This is a genomic window from Jeotgalibacillus salarius (genome assembly GCF_004405125.1).
In the GTDB taxonomy this organism is placed as follows: Bacteria; Bacillota; Bacilli; order Bacillales; family Jeotgalibacillaceae; genus Jeotgalibacillus; species Jeotgalibacillus salarius.
This window is the reverse complement of sequence record NZ_SORX01000008.1, coordinates 35158-49624: the sequence shown is the minus strand read 5'-3', so window position 1 is coordinate 49624 and position 14467 is coordinate 35158. Positions and strand designations below refer to the sequence as shown.

13 protein-coding genes are annotated in these 14467 nt (G+C 44.0%); 7 read left to right on the top strand and 6 right to left on the bottom strand.

The features are described 5' to 3' along the window. Positions 1–29: 29 nt before the first annotated feature. From arsC to E2626_RS13170, 3 genes are all read right to left on the bottom strand, one after another. Complete coding sequence (gene arsC, locus E2626_RS13180; protein ID WP_134382246.1) at positions 30–449, bottom strand: arsenate reductase (thioredoxin); 420 nt, start codon at positions 447–449, stop codon at positions 30–32. A 374-nt stretch (positions 450–823) separates the two neighbouring features. Further along, positions 824–2119, bottom strand: coding sequence for an arsenic transporter (locus E2626_RS13175; RefSeq protein WP_134382245.1), 1296 nt, complete (start codon positions 2117–2119; stop codon positions 824–826). An 18-nt stretch (positions 2120–2137) separates the two neighbouring features. Then, positions 2138–2485: an ArsR/SmtB family transcription factor gene (locus E2626_RS13170; protein WP_134382244.1), complete on the bottom strand. Its 348-nt coding sequence runs from the start codon at positions 2483–2485 to the stop codon at positions 2138–2140. Positions 2486–2974: 489 nt separating this feature from the next. On the opposite strand from E2626_RS13170, the gene proC reads away from it, so the two are divergent. After that, the gene (gene proC, locus E2626_RS13165) at positions 2975–3784 is read left to right on the top strand and encodes a pyrroline-5-carboxylate reductase (protein ID WP_134382243.1); all 810 of its coding nucleotides are present in this window, start codon (positions 2975–2977) and stop codon (positions 3782–3784) included. Between the two features lie 208 nt (positions 3785–3992). Here the strand turns inward: proC and E2626_RS13160 are convergent, their stop codons facing one another. Then, the gene (locus E2626_RS13160) at positions 3993–5549 is read right to left on the bottom strand and encodes an ABC-F family ATP-binding cassette domain-containing protein (RefSeq protein ID WP_134382242.1); all 1557 of its coding nucleotides are present in this window, start codon (positions 5547–5549) and stop codon (positions 3993–3995) included. Between the two features lie 156 nt (positions 5550–5705). Between E2626_RS13160 and E2626_RS13155 the strand changes: the two genes are divergently transcribed. Both E2626_RS13155 and E2626_RS13150 read left to right on the top strand, forming a co-directional pair. After that, positions 5706–6173: a MarR family winged helix-turn-helix transcriptional regulator gene (locus E2626_RS13155; protein WP_134382241.1), complete on the top strand. Its 468-nt coding sequence runs from the start codon at positions 5706–5708 to the stop codon at positions 6171–6173. Then, positions 6157–7536, top strand: a complete 1380-nt coding sequence (locus tag E2626_RS13150) for an MATE family efflux transporter (RefSeq protein WP_134382240.1) — start codon at positions 6157–6159, stop codon at positions 7534–7536. Before E2626_RS13155 ends, E2626_RS13150 begins: the two co-directional genes overlap by 17 nt. A 40-nt stretch (positions 7537–7576) precedes the next feature. Here the strand turns inward: E2626_RS13150 and E2626_RS13145 are convergent, their stop codons facing one another. Both E2626_RS13145 and E2626_RS17245 read right to left on the bottom strand, forming a co-directional pair. Continuing rightward, complete coding sequence (locus E2626_RS13145; RefSeq protein WP_134382239.1) at positions 7577–9643, bottom strand: cation:proton antiporter; 2067 nt, start codon at positions 9641–9643, stop codon at positions 7577–7579. Positions 9644–9747: 104 nt separating this feature from the next. After that, on the bottom strand, positions 9748–9918 hold the full coding sequence (locus tag E2626_RS17245; RefSeq protein WP_166786826.1) for an SE1832 family protein: 171 nt from the start codon (positions 9916–9918) through the stop codon (positions 9748–9750). 251 nt (positions 9919–10169) lie between these two features. On the opposite strand from E2626_RS17245, the gene E2626_RS13140 reads away from it, so the two are divergent. The 4 genes from E2626_RS13140 (at position 10170) to E2626_RS13130 (ending at position 14401) form a co-directional block, all read left to right on the top strand. Beyond that, positions 10170–11636 carry a circularly permuted type 2 ATP-grasp protein gene (locus E2626_RS13140; protein WP_134382238.1) on the top strand — a complete coding sequence of 489 codons (1467 nt, stop codon included), beginning with the start codon at positions 10170–10172 and terminating at the stop codon, positions 11634–11636. Next, positions 11617–12585 (top strand): alpha-E domain-containing protein, encoded by a 969-nt coding sequence (locus tag E2626_RS17360; protein ID WP_244094330.1) that lies wholly within the window; start codon positions 11617–11619, stop codon positions 12583–12585. The genes E2626_RS13140 and E2626_RS17360 overlap by 20 nt, the downstream gene beginning before the upstream one ends. Before the next feature lie 51 nt (positions 12586–12636). Next, positions 12637–13488, top strand: a complete 852-nt coding sequence (locus tag E2626_RS17355) for a transglutaminase family protein (RefSeq protein ID WP_244094329.1) — start codon at positions 12637–12639, stop codon at positions 13486–13488. Positions 13489–13753: 265 nt separating this feature from the next. Further along, positions 13754–14401, top strand: a complete 648-nt coding sequence (locus E2626_RS13130; protein WP_134382237.1) for a Rossmann-fold NAD(P)-binding domain-containing protein — start codon at positions 13754–13756, stop codon at positions 14399–14401. The last annotated feature ends 66 nt before the right edge of the window (positions 14402–14467 follow it).

Below are 14467 nucleotides of genomic sequence, written 5' to 3'. Positions count from 1 at the left end.
TGCTTTAATTGTAAACGTTTAGCTGAAGCTTACTTGCCAGTCTCAGCAAATTCTTTAATTCTTGAACCAATCTCATCACGAACACGCTGGAAGAACGCCCATTTCTCTTCTTCTGTGCCTTCAGCTTTAGCAGGGTCATCAAAGCCCCAGTGCTCGCGTGTTACGTGCGGTGGTGTAACAGGACAGTGGTCTGCAGCATGGCCGCAAAGTGTAACCACCAGATCTGCACTGTTCAGGATTTCAGGGTCAATTGTGTCAGAAGATTGGTTTGAAATATCTATTCCTGCTTCATTCATTGCTTTCACGGCATTTGGATTCAGCCCGTGTGCTTCAAGACCTGCGCTAAGTACATTCCACTCATCGCTTAAATATTTCTTCCCCCAACCCTCAGCCATCTGGCTTCGGCAGGAATTACCTGTACATAGAAAATATAACGTTTTTTTAGACATGAAAAACACTCCTCTTTGATTGTTTTTTAATAAGTGGGCGGTTGATCTCCGTTTCAGGCGGACGCTTTCCGCGCGGCGTGCGCTGAGCCTCCTCGGCGCCCTGCGCCTGTGGGGTCTCAGCTGTCACGCTTATCGCGCTGGAGTCGCCGCCTTCCACTGCGATCACCGCTGTGGAAATTTTATATACTTTTTAATAAAATTGTTGCTTTAATTAAGATAAATCCAGCTGACCCCTCGGAGTGGAGGACGGAGACTCCCGCCCCAGGAAGGGACAGGTGAGACCCCGCAGAGCGAAGCTCGAGGAGGCTCACCGCCCGGGGGCAGGAAAGCGCAGTCCTCCACGGAGAGGGGCAGCGGTTTATTAAAATATCTTCTTATAAAATAATCAGCAGCCACAAGTACAGTCCGAACAATGTGATAAACAGTGTTGGGATGGTCAGGATAATTCCGACTTTGAAGTAGTAGCCCCAGCTGATGTTGAAGCCTTTTTTGCTTAATACATGCAGCCATAATAGTGTAGCGAGTGAACCGATTGGTGTAATCTTCGGTCCAAGGTCAGAACCAATGACGTTTGCATAAATCAATGCTTCTCTTACTGCCCCGGTTGTCGACGTTTCCTGAATCGCCAGCGCGTCAATCATGACGGTCGGCATGTTATTCATGATGGAAGACAGAAATGCAGCAATGAAACCCATTCCCATTGTTGCGGCAAGCAGACCGTGATCAGCTGTTGCATCAAGCACATCAGCAAGCAGGCTGGTCAAGCCCACATTTCTGAGTCCATAAACGACAACGTACATTCCGATTGAGAAAAATACAATTGCCCATGGAGCATCTTTTACAACAGTTGTAGTATTCACTGCGGGACTTTTTCTTGCAATTAATAGAAAGATAATCGCAATGATACCAGCGATAATAGAGACCGGAATTTCAGCAAATTCGCTTGTAAAATATCCAACAAGCAGAATCGCCAGAACGCCCCATGAAAGGCGGAACATCTTTGGATCCTTGAGTGCTTCCTGCGGCTTTCGAAGCTGTGATAAATCATAATTTTCCGGGATGCTTTTACGGAAAAACAGCCAAAGCACCAGGATACTTGCTCCGATACTGAAGAAGTTTGGTATGATCATCCGGCTCGCATACTCTGCAAAACCGATACCAAACACATCAGCAGAAACGATATTGACCAGGTTACTGACGATCAGCGGAAGGGAAGCTGTATCAGCGATAAATCCGCTGGCCATAATGAATGGTAAGATCATCGCTTCTTTGAAGTTCAGGTTTCGCACCATTGCGAGTACAATTGGCGTTAATATCAGTGCAGCACCATCATTTGCGAAGAAGGCTGCAACTACTGCGCCAAGTAATGTCACATAAATAAACATTCTGATCCCGCTGCCTTTAGCAAAACGTGCCATGTGAAGCGCAGCCCATTCGAAAAATCCGATCTCATCTAAAATGAGTGAAATAATGATGAGTGCGACGAATGTCAGTGTAGCGTTCCATACAATCGCCGTCACGTCAGCTACATCCTGCATGGATACAACTCCGATAATCAGAGCAATAATCGCACCACCCATTGCAGAATAGCCAATGCCGAGTCCCTTAGGCTGCCAGATAACCAGGGTCAGTGTAATAAGAAAAATTAATATTGCTAAAAATACATCCATGACGAGGCTCCTTTAGTTTTAGTTACAGGAAACACGTTTCCCTTTTTCGATCAGCTGTTCAAGATGATGATCCTGTGCAGGCAGCTGTTCTAAAATGCTGCGGATCATATCATAGCCTTCAAAGGATTCATCTAACGAGTATACAATCCATTGTCCTTTTCGCTGCTCCTTGATCATGCCGATATCCTTCATTTTTCGGACATGTTGACTGACCGATGGTTGACTCATCTGGAAGATTTCAACGAATTCACACACGCAGCAATCGTGATCGGCAAGAATTCGAAGCATGGTCAGACGTGTTTTATCGCCCATCAGTTTTAAAGCGGTTGAAGCTTTATCAATTGAAATGGCTTCTTTTGCGAGCATGGCTGCACCTCCTTATTTTATAATATATTGTTCATCCGCTGATTAGTATATAGGCATATACTTATATGCGCAACCCTTGAAGATTAGTTTTTTTGTAAATTTTATATGACAGTCGCTTCCCGGGTCACTGTTCCTGCCGGGAAGGTAGCATTCGACATCTGTGAGGTAGCGATGATATACCTGGGAACTTGTAGCAATCACACGGGCGGCCGGTAGCAACCCGGCTAATTTGATGTCAGATTCGTCCCGGGTCTGGCAGCTCCAATCGCTCTTCATGCCTTTTAAAAGCGATAAAATGACAGCGTTTTAGATAGTTCTTTCAGGGAAAATGTGAGATAGTAAGTAAACAAAACCGGGTTGAAAGGGAGATGGACAATGGAGGGGTTTCCGTTATTCAGCACATCGCTGATTTTAACTGTTGTTACGATTGCGGTCGTTACGGCTGGCATTTTATACATTAGCTCAAGGGCAAAAAAATAGGAGGATCACATGACACAAATCGGTTTTATCGGGTGCGGAAAAATGGCTCAGGCGATGATTGGCGGAATGATCCGTTCTAAAACAGTCAAAGCGTCTTCCATTATTGCGAGCGCGACTACAAAAGAAACAAGAGTAAAAGTATCAGATCAATTTGGTATTGAAGTAACCGGCGACAACAGTAAAGTAGCTGCTGAAGCTGACCTGTTATTTTTAGGAATCGTCCCTGGTTTGCACAAGCAGATATTGCAGGAAATCAAAGCACATTTACCTGAAACGACAGTCATCATCACCATTGCAGCCGGGCTCACAACAGCAGATATTTCAGCATTTGCCGGCAAAAAGTTGAAAGTCATCAGAACGATGCCAAATACCCCATCACTTGCGGGAGAAGGGATGTCAGCCATCTGTGTAAATGATGAAGTAACAGAAGAAGAGCTTCAGACTGTGCTGAAATTGTTCCGTTCATTCGGCAAGACAGAAGTGATCTCAGAAGACCTCATGGATAGCATCCCGGCTATCAGCGGCTCATCCCCAGCCTACGTCTACATGATGATCGAAGCCATGGCTGACGGCGGCGTACGACAGGGATTGAAACGTGATCAGGCTTACCGGCTCGCTGCACAGGCCGTACTCGGTGCAGCCAAAATGGTCCTCGACACCGGCAAACACCCCGGTGAACTCAAAGACCAGGTCACATCACCCGGCGGTGCAACCATCGCAGCCACAGAAGCCCTCGAAAAACACCGCTTCAGAGGCGCAATCTTAGAAGCCATGGACAGCTGTACTACAAAAGTAAAAGAATTAGGCAACAAAAAATAAGCAGAGCCGCGGCTCTGCTTATTTTTTAAACATATATAGTCATGCTGACAGATTTCCAGAGCAAACCCTTTTTTCTAACTAAAAATAGTGAGAAAGGTGTTAAAACTCATCCAGCTGGTCCTTGGAGTGGGGGACGGAGACTCCCGCCCGGGGGCAGGAAAGCGCAGTTCCCCACGGAAAGGACCAGCGGTTTCTCAGAAGCAAATTCCTATGCGTTAACCTTCTCGCTCCACTCTTCAACATTCCACGTTCTCGTCGCCCAATCCTCATAAAAATCAGGTTCGTGGCAAACAAGCACAATCGTACCATTATAAGCTTTCAGCGCACGCTTCAGTTCTTCCTTCGCCGTCACATCCAAATGATTTGTAGGCTCATCGAACAGCAGCCAGTTACTTTCATGCATCATCAGTTTACACAAACGGACCTTTGCCTGTTCGCCTCCTGAAAGCTGGTTCATCTGACGTGTAATATGTTCATTTTTTAATCCGCATCTCGCCAGGGCAGAACGCACCTGGTTCTGGTCCATACCAGGAAACTCGCTCCACACATCTTCAATCGGCGTGATTGCTTTTGCTTTCATTTCCTGTTCGAAATAAGAAGGAAACAGGAAATCGCCGTGAATGACTTTACCGCCTAAAGGATCAATTTTTCCCATAATCGTTTTCAGCAGCGTAGATTTACCAACACCGTTACAGCCGACAACCGCAATTTTTTCACCGCGTTCAATATCAAGCGTCATTTTCGGGAGAAGCGGCTGGTCATAGCCGATTTCAAGATCCTCAGCTTCAATCACATAGCGGCTGCTTCCGCGTGATTCCTTGAATTCGAATGTTGGTTTTGCAGCAGTTTCGGGACGGTCAATCCGTTCAATCCGATCAAGCTGCTTCTGACGGCTTTTTGCGCGGCCGGTCGTTGAATATCTCGCTTTGTTTTTTGCAATAAAGTTTTCCTGTTTCTTAATAAATTCCTGCTGTTTTTCATATGCCTGTACATGCTGGTTTTTATGAAGTTCAGCAAGTTCAATGAATTTATCATAGCTTGCCGTGTAACGATTCATACGGGCAAACTCCAGATGGAGAATAATATCAACCGTATCATTCATAAAGTGCGTATCATGTGAGATCAGCAGGAATGCATGCGGATAATCCTTCAGATACATTGACAGCCAGCGGATGTGCTCAACATCAAGATAGTTCGTCGGCTCATCCAGCAGCAGTACTTTCGGCTTTTCCAGTAAAAGTTTAGCCAAAAGAACCTTCGTACGCTGACCACCGCTCAGTGCAGCGACATCACGGTCGAGACCGATCGCATCGAGGCCAAGTCCACGGGCAACTTCTTCGATCTTAATATCCAGCGTATAGAAATCACCGGCATCCAGTGCATCCTGAATTTCAGCCATGTCTTCTAAAAGTGTTTCAAGTTCTTCTGGAGAGGCGTCTGCCATTTTACCTGTGATTTCGTTCAGTTCCTCTTCTTTTTTAAAAAGGGGAAGGTAGGCATCTCCAAGTGTTTCCCGCATGGTGCGCCCGGGTGTCAGCTGTGTGTGCTGATCCAGGTAACCAAAATGCGTGCCGGGCAGCCACTCCACTTTTCCTTCATCGTGAATAAGTTCCCCGGTTAATATATTCATCAGCGTAGATTTACCAACGCCATTTGCACCGACAAGTCCAATATGTTCACCAGCTAACAGCCGGAAAGAAACGTCTTTAAAAAGCGTTTTGTCTCCAAATGAATGGGACAGTTTACTTACAGTTAGTACACTCATTGTGTGATTCGTCCTCCAAAAATAAAAAGTCTTCCTTCATCATATAGGATGTGAACTATTCATGCCACTCAAAAAATTTCGGAGAGTGAAAAGTTGCGTATGCAACTAAATGGCATTATAATCATTTGAGATATTTAAAAGAAATGGGATGGACATATGCAAACGCCAAATACAGCGGGACGCTGGCTTTCAACCGTACATCGGTACAGCTATATATTTTTAAGCAAAACATTTGCAGAATACGGCATCGGTCAGGGACAAATTAAATTTCTCTTGATGCTTTTTGAACATGATGGTCTGACGCAGGAGCATATGGCAGGTGAACTGAACATTGATAAAGCGACTGTTGCCCGTGCGATTCGTAAGCTCGAAACGGCTGGGTATGTAGACCGGATACCGCATGAATCAGACAGACGTTCGAATCTGATCTACTTAACTGAGAAGGCAAAAGGGATTGAATCAGTGATAAAAAAAGAAATGAATCACTGGACTGAAATTCTAACAGAGGGCTTTAGCGAAAAAGAAAAGCAGACGGCAATTGATCTTCTGAAGCGTATGGCTGGGAACGCAGTGAAAGAAGTTGAAGGTCTGGAAGAGGTGAAAACGAATGAAGCAGCAAAGTGAAAGATTAGGAACTGAAAAAATTCCGTCATTGATGGTTCGTTTTTCTGTACCGGCGTTTATCGGAATGTTCGTCATGGCATTTTATAACATTGCTGATACGTTCTTTATAGCACGCGGAGTTGGAACAGTCGGTGTAGCAGCACTTTCTATTGCATTTCCATTACAGCTGATCATTACGGCTTTTGCTGCGGCGATTGGAATCGGCGGAGCTTCTATCATTTCAAGGCGACTTGGTGAGAATCGAATGGATGAAGCCAATAAAATTTTTGGCAACGTCATCTGGCTAGTAGGCTTTCTGAGTGTCATCATGGTCGTTGCTGCACTGGTGTTTTTGGAACCGATTCTAATCGCATTCGGCGCGACATCTGAAATCTTACCTTATGCAGCTGAATATTTATCAATCATTCTCTATGGTGCGATATTCCAGGCTTTTGCGATGTCGATGAATAACGTGGTCCGTTCAGAAGGAAACGCAAAAATGGCGATGATGACCATGATCATTTCAGCGGGACTGAACATTGTACTTGATCCGATTTTTATTTTTGTATTGGATATGGGAATGGCAGGGGCTGCGATCGCCACTGTGATTTCACAGGCTGTCGGTGCAATCTGGATTTATCTGTACTTCCGTGCAGGTAAAAGTTCGCTTGAATTCAGGTGGATCGGCTTTGTTCCGGATTGGCGTGTGGTGCGTGAAATCACCCAGATCGGCTCGGCTACTTTTGTACGCCAGACTGCAGGAAGTCTGATGTTTATTGCGGTCAACTGGATGCTTGTCATTTATGGCGGTGAGTCTGCAGTGGCGATTTTCGGCATTATTAACCGCATCATGATGTTTGCCATTCTGCCGATGTTTGGCATCGTGCAGGGCATGCAGCCGATTATCGGATATAATTATGGCGCCAAACTGCATCACAGAGTCAGTGAAACCTTAAAGCTTGGGATCGGTATATCAACCGCGCTTGCATTCTTCGTGTGGGTTGTCACGATGCTGTTCCCGGGTGCGATGATGTCTGTGTTTTCTACAGATCCTGAAGTCATTTCAGGGGGGGAAGAGGCGATGCGCTTTATCTTCCTGATCGTGCCAATCATTGGTTTTCAAATGGTCACAGGCGGACTGTATCAGGCACTTGGAAAAGCAAAAATATCGTTTATCCTGTCTATGGCAAGACAGCTGATCTTTTTAATTCCGCTTGTCCTAATCCTTCCAACCTTCTTAGGATTAACAGGTGTATGGCTGGCCTTCCCGATCGCAGATGGTCTGGCGTTTTTGCTCTCACTTTTCTTTGTGTGGAGAGACCGCCACAATCTGTTCCAAAAAACGCCTGTCACAAAGCTGAGACAGGCTGAAGCGCAAAGTTAAACTTAACCCCTCATTGCGACTGCAGTGGGGGGTTAAAAAGTTAGTCGTAATCACGTTTAAATAATACTTCTTTCGGCACATCTGTCCCGCGTGCACCGCGAACGTCTGTTTCGCCAGTTTCAGTCGGGTAAAAGATGATAAAGCTTTCAGGATTTGCAACTGCCAGACGGCTTGGCAGCTGATCGAGCTGAGGATGCCAGGCAATTGTTCCTTTTCTCGCACTCATCACGATAACCAAATCATTTTTTCGCAATGATTCAACCGGCTGGCGGTAAAGTTCCTGCCAGGAGGTGAGCCTGTGAATATAAGTTGTGACACTTGGTTTGATAGCTGATAACAGCTTTTCATAAGGCTCGGCTTTATCCCGGATTATTAATACTTCGAGTACAGTGTTCAGCTGTGCAGCCATTCCCTTTACTATAGCTAGTGCATCTGAAAAACCGGGTTTATGGTCAGAGCCGCTTGGGATCAACAGCACAATTCGGTCTGTCGTATTAAGTGGATGCCCAAGTTTAACAATCATTGCGCGTTCATTGGTGTGATCCAGGAAGTTATCAATGACACTCCCAAAAAGCTTTGTCTTTGTCGATTTCTTGCCGTTCCAGCCTGCGATGACAGTTGTGATCCGTTCCTCTGCAACGGCGCGCTCAATTCCACGACCTGCATTGCGGTCAATCTTAATCAGTGATCTTGCCGGAATTTCGGCCCCTGCTGAATAAGCGATTGCCTGAGTCAGCATCTTTTCGGCATTTGCCACGGCATTTTCAACAGATTTCACATCGCGCTGTACAACACTTAACGGATAAATGGGTTCGGTTGAAGCCTTCGCTTTTCTCACAACAAAGCTGAGGTCTAGCAATGTTTCAGTTGTCTTAGGGTTGGCAACAGGAATCAAAATGCGCTCAGGACGCTGATCCGTTAACATTGCAGCATCAACTGTTTCGCTTTCAGCCAGTTTTCGTCCAAATTTTTCAGTAAGATAGGGGCCTGTGATACAGGTGAGTAAAATCATTACAATGACTGCGTTAACAGTCGCTACGTTCAAAAGACCAATTTCAAAGCCTACCAGTGTTGCTGCAAGTGTGGCAGCTGCCTGAGGTGTAGTCAGCCCGATGATCACGAGATTTTCAAGTCGGTTATATTGATAAATTTTACTGGTAAGTAAGCTCGCGATTGCTTTTCCCAGCAGAACAGAGCCAAGTACAACGCCAAGCATGATCCATGCATCAATGCTTGAAACCAGCACGGATAAATCCATCAGCATTCCGACTGACAGCAGGAAAAAAGGTATAAACAATGCGTTCCCTGTGAATCTGATCCGGTTCATTAAAGTACCGTGATCATAAATATACCGGTTGAGAGCAAGGCCTGCCAGGAACGCCCCGATAATCGGTTCAAGTCCAGCTACCAATGCCAGTGCACCTGCAACAAACATGACGGCCAGAACAAAGTTGAATTCCATCTGCCCATCATTATTCGAGTTACGGAAAAACCATTTAGCGGTCAGGGGTGCTCCTATCAGCACCACAACACCAAATATAATAGTAGAGATGATCAAACGGAACCAGAATTCGGCACTTGTATCTCCGCCGGCGAGTCCGACAACTGCCGCCAGCACCAGCATGGCGAATGTATCTGTAAGCAACGTTCCGCCGATGGCTGTCGTAACTGCTTTATTTTTTGCAATGCCAAGTCTTGATGCAATCGGGTATGCGAGTAGCGTATGTGACCCGACAATTGAGCCCAGCAGAATTGAAGCACTAATTGAAAACCCAAGATAAAAAGCCAGAGCAGTCCCGAATAGAAGTGGTATAAAAAAGGAAAGTAACCCAAACAGAATGCTTCTTGACCGGTACTTTTTAAAACCCTCGATATCAAGCTCAAGCCCGGCTATGAAAATGATAAATAATAGTCCTACAGTACCTAACAGCTGGATTGTTTCTCCGCGTTCTAATAAACCAAACCCATTCGGACCGACAATTACACCAGCGATAATTGGTCCGATGATACCTGGAATACGCAGCTTGCTCATAATGAATGGAGAAATTAAAAAAATAATTACGGCAAGTCCGAAGACAAGAACCGGTTCCTGAAAAGGTAGTGTCATAGATTTACCTGCTTTCATTCAATCTTCGATCATCAAATTATATATGAAATTCTTTTAATAGGGAATAAACAACCACCTGATTGTATATACAATCAGGTGGTTGTTTACTCTTCAAGCTTCCTGAGCTCAGAAAGTTCATCTTCAATTCTTGTCAGTCTCTTCTCCGCAGAAGCACCATCGCGACCAACTGACTCAAGCTTCTCAAGGTCATCCTGGGCACGAATGTAGTCCATCTTCAATTCAGCAATCCGTTCTTTAATTTCATTTTGTGTCATATTGATCCCTCCACCTTTAAATTCTACCAAATCCGATATAATCAAATCAAAAGTTGACCATCATTTGCTTAAGAAAGTAAGAAGAAGGGTAAAGGTTAAAGTGTTTTCAGAAAATTTAGAGGATTTTTGTCCTGCTTTGTTGAAATATAACCTAAGGTTTACTATGAATAATCTTGTAATTCTTCACACATACACACCTGTGCATAAAAAGCCACCAGCTTACAGAGTCAATTTAAAAGGGGGACAGATACATGTTCAAACCGTATCAATCAGACAGAAACTATGATGAGATGTTAGAACAGGACGGTACCACGAGAAGTCACTATCAGGACTTTCATAAAATCATGGATCAGTTCAGTGAATCCGAACTGCGGGAAAAACATGAAACTGCCCAGCTGAGTTTTCTGCGGCAGGGCATTACATTTACGGTATACAGTGACAATGTAGGAACTGAAAGAACCATGCCTTTTGATTTTATCCCGATCATCATGCCGCCTGACACATGGACGATGATTGAAAAGGGAATGAAACAGCGGGTTGAGGCGCTTAACCGATTCCTTGATGATATTTATCATAGTGCCGAGATCGTCAAAGACGGCATCATCCCGCGCGAATTTGTTGAACAAAATCCCTATTATTTAAAAAAACAGGTGACAGGGATAGATGTGCCGCTTAAAAATCATATTTTTCTTGCAGGCATTGACCTGATCCGTGACCAGGAAGGTACTTATCGCGTCCTTGAAGATAATCTGCGAAATCCTTCAGGTATGTCATATGTTTACCAAAACCGCTATGTGATGCGTCAGGCATATCCTGAGTTTTTTAATCGCCATAGTATCCATTCACTGGAACATCAAATCTCCCATATGCATGAAGCGGTGCTGGACCATTGCCCCATTAACTGTCTTCACGAACCTAGAGCAGTACTCCTGACACCGGGGATGTACAATTCAGCATATTATGATCATGTATTTCTGGCTCAGCAAATGGGTATCGAGCTTGTTGAAGGACGCGATCTTCATGTCAGGGACAACATTGTCTATGTCAAAACAATCAGAGGTATGCAGCGGGTAGATATTATCTACCGCCGTATCGATGATGATTTTCTTGATCCGCAAGTATTCAATAAAGACTCAGCACTCGGTGTGCCAGGCTTGATGAGCGCATATAAAAAAGGAAACGTTTCTATTTTGAATGGAGTCGGTAATGGCGTTGCTGATGATAAAGCGATGTACGCATTTGTGCCCGAAATGATCCGTTATTATTTAAATGAAGACCCGATCATTCCGAATGTAGAGACGTATTTCATGCGAAACGTTGAACAGCGAAAGTGGGCCCTTGAAAATCTGGATCAGCTTGTTGTGAAAAACGTTGGTGCTTCAGGCGGCTACGATATGCTGATCGGTCCACACGCAACGAATGAAGAAATTGATCGTTTCAGAAAAAAAATAGAAGAAGAGCCACACCAATATATTGCTCAGCCGACCATACAGCTCTCAAGGGCACCTGCTTTCCAGGATGGGCGTTTCTATCCATGTCACGTAGACCTTCGCGTATTCGTGATGAGAGGTAAGAAAACTCACGTCCTGCCAGGCGGCCTTTCTAGGGTGGCATTGAAAGAAGGTTCACTTGTTGTGAACTCCTCACAGGGCGGCGGAGGCAAAGATACATGGGTGCTAAAAGGAGGCGAAGACAATCATGCTGAGCAGAGTAGCTGATTCACTTTACTGGATGTCACGGAATATCGAGCGGGCAGAAAATAATGCACGGGTACTTGGCGTTCAGCTGATTCAAATGCTGGAAGCCTCTTCAGAAGAAACACTTGCACGTCACGACTGGGAAACAGTGCTTGAAATATGCGGTTCAGTAGAAGATTTTAATCGGGTGTATCCTAAAATGACTACTAATCACCTGATTGATTACCTGGCTTTTTCAGAGGATAACTCAAATTCAATTTTGAGCTGTATCAAATATGCACGGGAAAATGCCAGGACAACACGTGATAATATTCCAAATGACCTGTTTGAGGTATGGAATAACCTGTACCTTGAAATGACTGAATTAAAGATTTCTGAGGGCTCTCTGAGAGATGTTCAGCACTTTTTAAACAAGGTCAAAATTGCAGCACTGACATCTCACGGAATTGTGGATTCAATGATGTCACGCGGTGTACCCTACCGCTTCTTTAATGTTGCAAAATGGCTTGAACGTGGAGAAAAAACAGCACGTATCCTAAATATTTTAAATGATCGTGCAACAGCTGATAAACAGAAAGCTGAAGGTACAAATTATTATTACTGGCGTTCAGCGTTACAGCTCGTAAACGGCTATGAGGAATACTTGAAGAAGTACCCGCCTAGAATGAATGAAAGGGATGTGCTGACATTCCTTATCTCAGATTTCTCATTCCCAAGATCTATACAATACTGTATAGATCATATCAGAGAGTCGGTTATCTCCCTTGAAGGCGGACGCGTTTCGCATTATTCATGGAGAATGTACGCGGCACTTGATTTAATTATTGATGAGTTCGACGAACAGAAGATCAGATCGTTAAAAGTAGAAAGAATCAGTGCTTTCCTGGACGATTTTCAGAACAAGTGCAATGATATTGGACGTATTTTTTCTGAAACATACTATCTCGTCGAACCTTCACAAACTCCTTGAAAGGGTAAGAATCAAGAGGAGCAACTTACAACACGAGGGAGCGGGCGACCGATGAAATTTGAAATTACACACACCAATACATTTAATTACTCAACTGCAGTTGACCAGAGCATGAACGAAATCAGACTGAAGCCAAGAACAGATGAGTGTCAGAGACTGCTTGCTTACAGAACTGAACTGACGCCTGAAGCCCTGACGAAAGAATATCAGGATATTTGGGGAAACAATGTTGAGTCATTTTTTATCGCAGAAATTCATCGTTCTTTGGAAGTAAAAACGATTTCAACAATCAGCATTCAGCGAAGTCCTTTTATTGAGCGAATTGATTATTCAAAGGAAATGAAGTCAATTTTTCACTCTAATATTTTCAGACAGCAATATTTGCCGTTTTTGAATCAGACAGCTTATACCTACGTAACGCCTGAACAGGTAAATCGTGTAGTAAATGAGATCGGTAACACAGAAAACCCAGTAAGATTCTCTCTGGACATTATGAAGTACGTTTATGACCTGTTTACTTATCATCCTGAAGCTACAGACGTTAATACAAAAGCTTCGGAATCGATTGAAGGTCGAAACGGGGTATGTCAGGATTATGCTCACGTAATGATCGGGTTGCTGCGTGCACATAATATTCCTGCGAGATATATCAGCGGTTATCTTTACGTTGGTGAAGATTCGGCGCTTGTTGGTGATGCAGCCACTCACGCATGGGTGGAAGTAATGGTACCTGGAATCGGATGGGTTGGACTTGACCCTACAAATAATGTAGAAGCACTTGAAAATCATATCAGAATCGGAGTTGGCCGTGATTATGCAGATGTTAGTCCTCTGCAGGGCGTCTATCGCGGCGGCGACCAGGAGCTTGATGTGAAGGTAAGTGTGAAACTGCTGGACCAATAAGATTCAACATCTGAAAAAATTTTATTAAAAGCAGGTTTGATGTTCGACCGTTTCTTTAAAGTCGGACACCAGGCCTGTTTTTCTGTATGCTAAGGCTAAAAAACCCAAAGCAGTTTTCCGTAGCCGGAGCGTAATGGCGCGGAAATCGTCCGCCAGCAGCTAGTCCCAACTTTAACCGAATCTATGCTAAAGAGCACATCCACACCGCCGGAATTGTTTAGAATTCAAAATAAATGTCGATATAAGTATAAAGGCGGTGACATGGATGAGAACACGAACCGCGGCAGTAATCGGATCAAATACAGCAACCGGACATGAACTGATTAAAGAATTATGTTCACGCAGTATATATGGAGAAGTTATTGTACTCTCTGACCGTAAAACAAATCTTATTCATCATAAAATATCAGAACGTATAATAGATTTCAGATATATTGAAGCCAGCCATTTTGGTCTTGTTGATGATGTTTTTTGCTGTGTGCAGCCTGACAGGAAAAACCATTGGTTTGATCCGCTTCAAACAGCTGCTGCAGCTAAAAAGAGCAATGCTTCACAATATCTTGCCGTTTCCTCGATGGGTGCCGATCCCCAATCTGTGTTAAAACTGAACAGGCTTTATGGTGTCTATGAAAAACAGTTAAAAACGCTCAATCTTCCTTCCCTTCACATTTTTCGTCCTTCTATTCTACTGACAGATCCGGGAGAATTTCGTGTGAAAGAATCAGCAGCTGCAAAATTCATTGCATTTACAGGATGGGCAATGATGGGACCTTTTAAAACATACAAAGGCATCAGGGCTTCTCAACTGGCACTTGCCATGACTGAAAAAGCACTCAATGGAAGATCTCCTGAAATAGTGATATATAAATCAGGAGAAATTGAAAATACAAAAAGAAGAGAAACAGAGACTTAATTCTTCTTTAAAAACAATAATACTGATAAAGTATAAACATATGAGATTGAAGTAAAAGGTGGTGTC

Excerpts from the sequence above, each read along its gene's own strand:
- arsC (WP_134382246.1), bottom strand. The coding sequence starts at position 449 with ATGTCTAAAAAAACGTTATATTTTCTATGTACAGGTAATTCCTGCCGA.
- E2626_RS13175 (WP_134382245.1), bottom strand. The coding sequence starts at position 2,119 with ATGGATGTATTTTTAGCAATATTAATTTTTCTTATTACACTGACCCTG.
- E2626_RS13170 (WP_134382244.1), bottom strand. The coding sequence starts at position 2,485 with ATGCTCGCAAAAGAAGCCATTTCAATTGATAAAGCTTCAACCGCTTTA.
- proC (WP_134382243.1), top strand. The coding sequence starts at position 2,975 with ATGACACAAATCGGTTTTATCGGGTGCGGAAAAATGGCTCAGGCGATG.
- E2626_RS13160 (WP_134382242.1), bottom strand. The coding sequence starts at position 5,549 with ATGAGTGTACTAACTGTAAGTAAACTGTCCCATTCATTTGGAGACAAA.
- E2626_RS13155 (WP_134382241.1), top strand. The coding sequence starts at position 5,706 with ATGCAAACGCCAAATACAGCGGGACGCTGGCTTTCAACCGTACATCGG.
- E2626_RS13150 (WP_134382240.1), top strand. The coding sequence starts at position 6,157 with ATGAAGCAGCAAAGTGAAAGATTAGGAACTGAAAAAATTCCGTCATTG.
- E2626_RS13145 (WP_134382239.1), bottom strand. The coding sequence starts at position 9,643 with ATGACACTACCTTTTCAGGAACCGGTTCTTGTCTTCGGACTTGCCGTA.
- E2626_RS17245 (WP_166786826.1), bottom strand. The coding sequence starts at position 9,918 with ATGACACAAAATGAAATTAAAGAACGGATTGCTGAATTGAAGATGGAC.
- E2626_RS13140 (WP_134382238.1), top strand. The coding sequence starts at position 10,170 with ATGTTCAAACCGTATCAATCAGACAGAAACTATGATGAGATGTTAGAA.
- E2626_RS17360 (WP_244094330.1), top strand. The coding sequence starts at position 11,617 with ATGCTGAGCAGAGTAGCTGATTCACTTTACTGGATGTCACGGAATATC.
- E2626_RS17355 (WP_244094329.1), top strand. The coding sequence starts at position 12,637 with ATGAAATTTGAAATTACACACACCAATACATTTAATTACTCAACTGCA.
- E2626_RS13130 (WP_134382237.1), top strand. The coding sequence starts at position 13,754 with ATGAGAACACGAACCGCGGCAGTAATCGGATCAAATACAGCAACCGGA.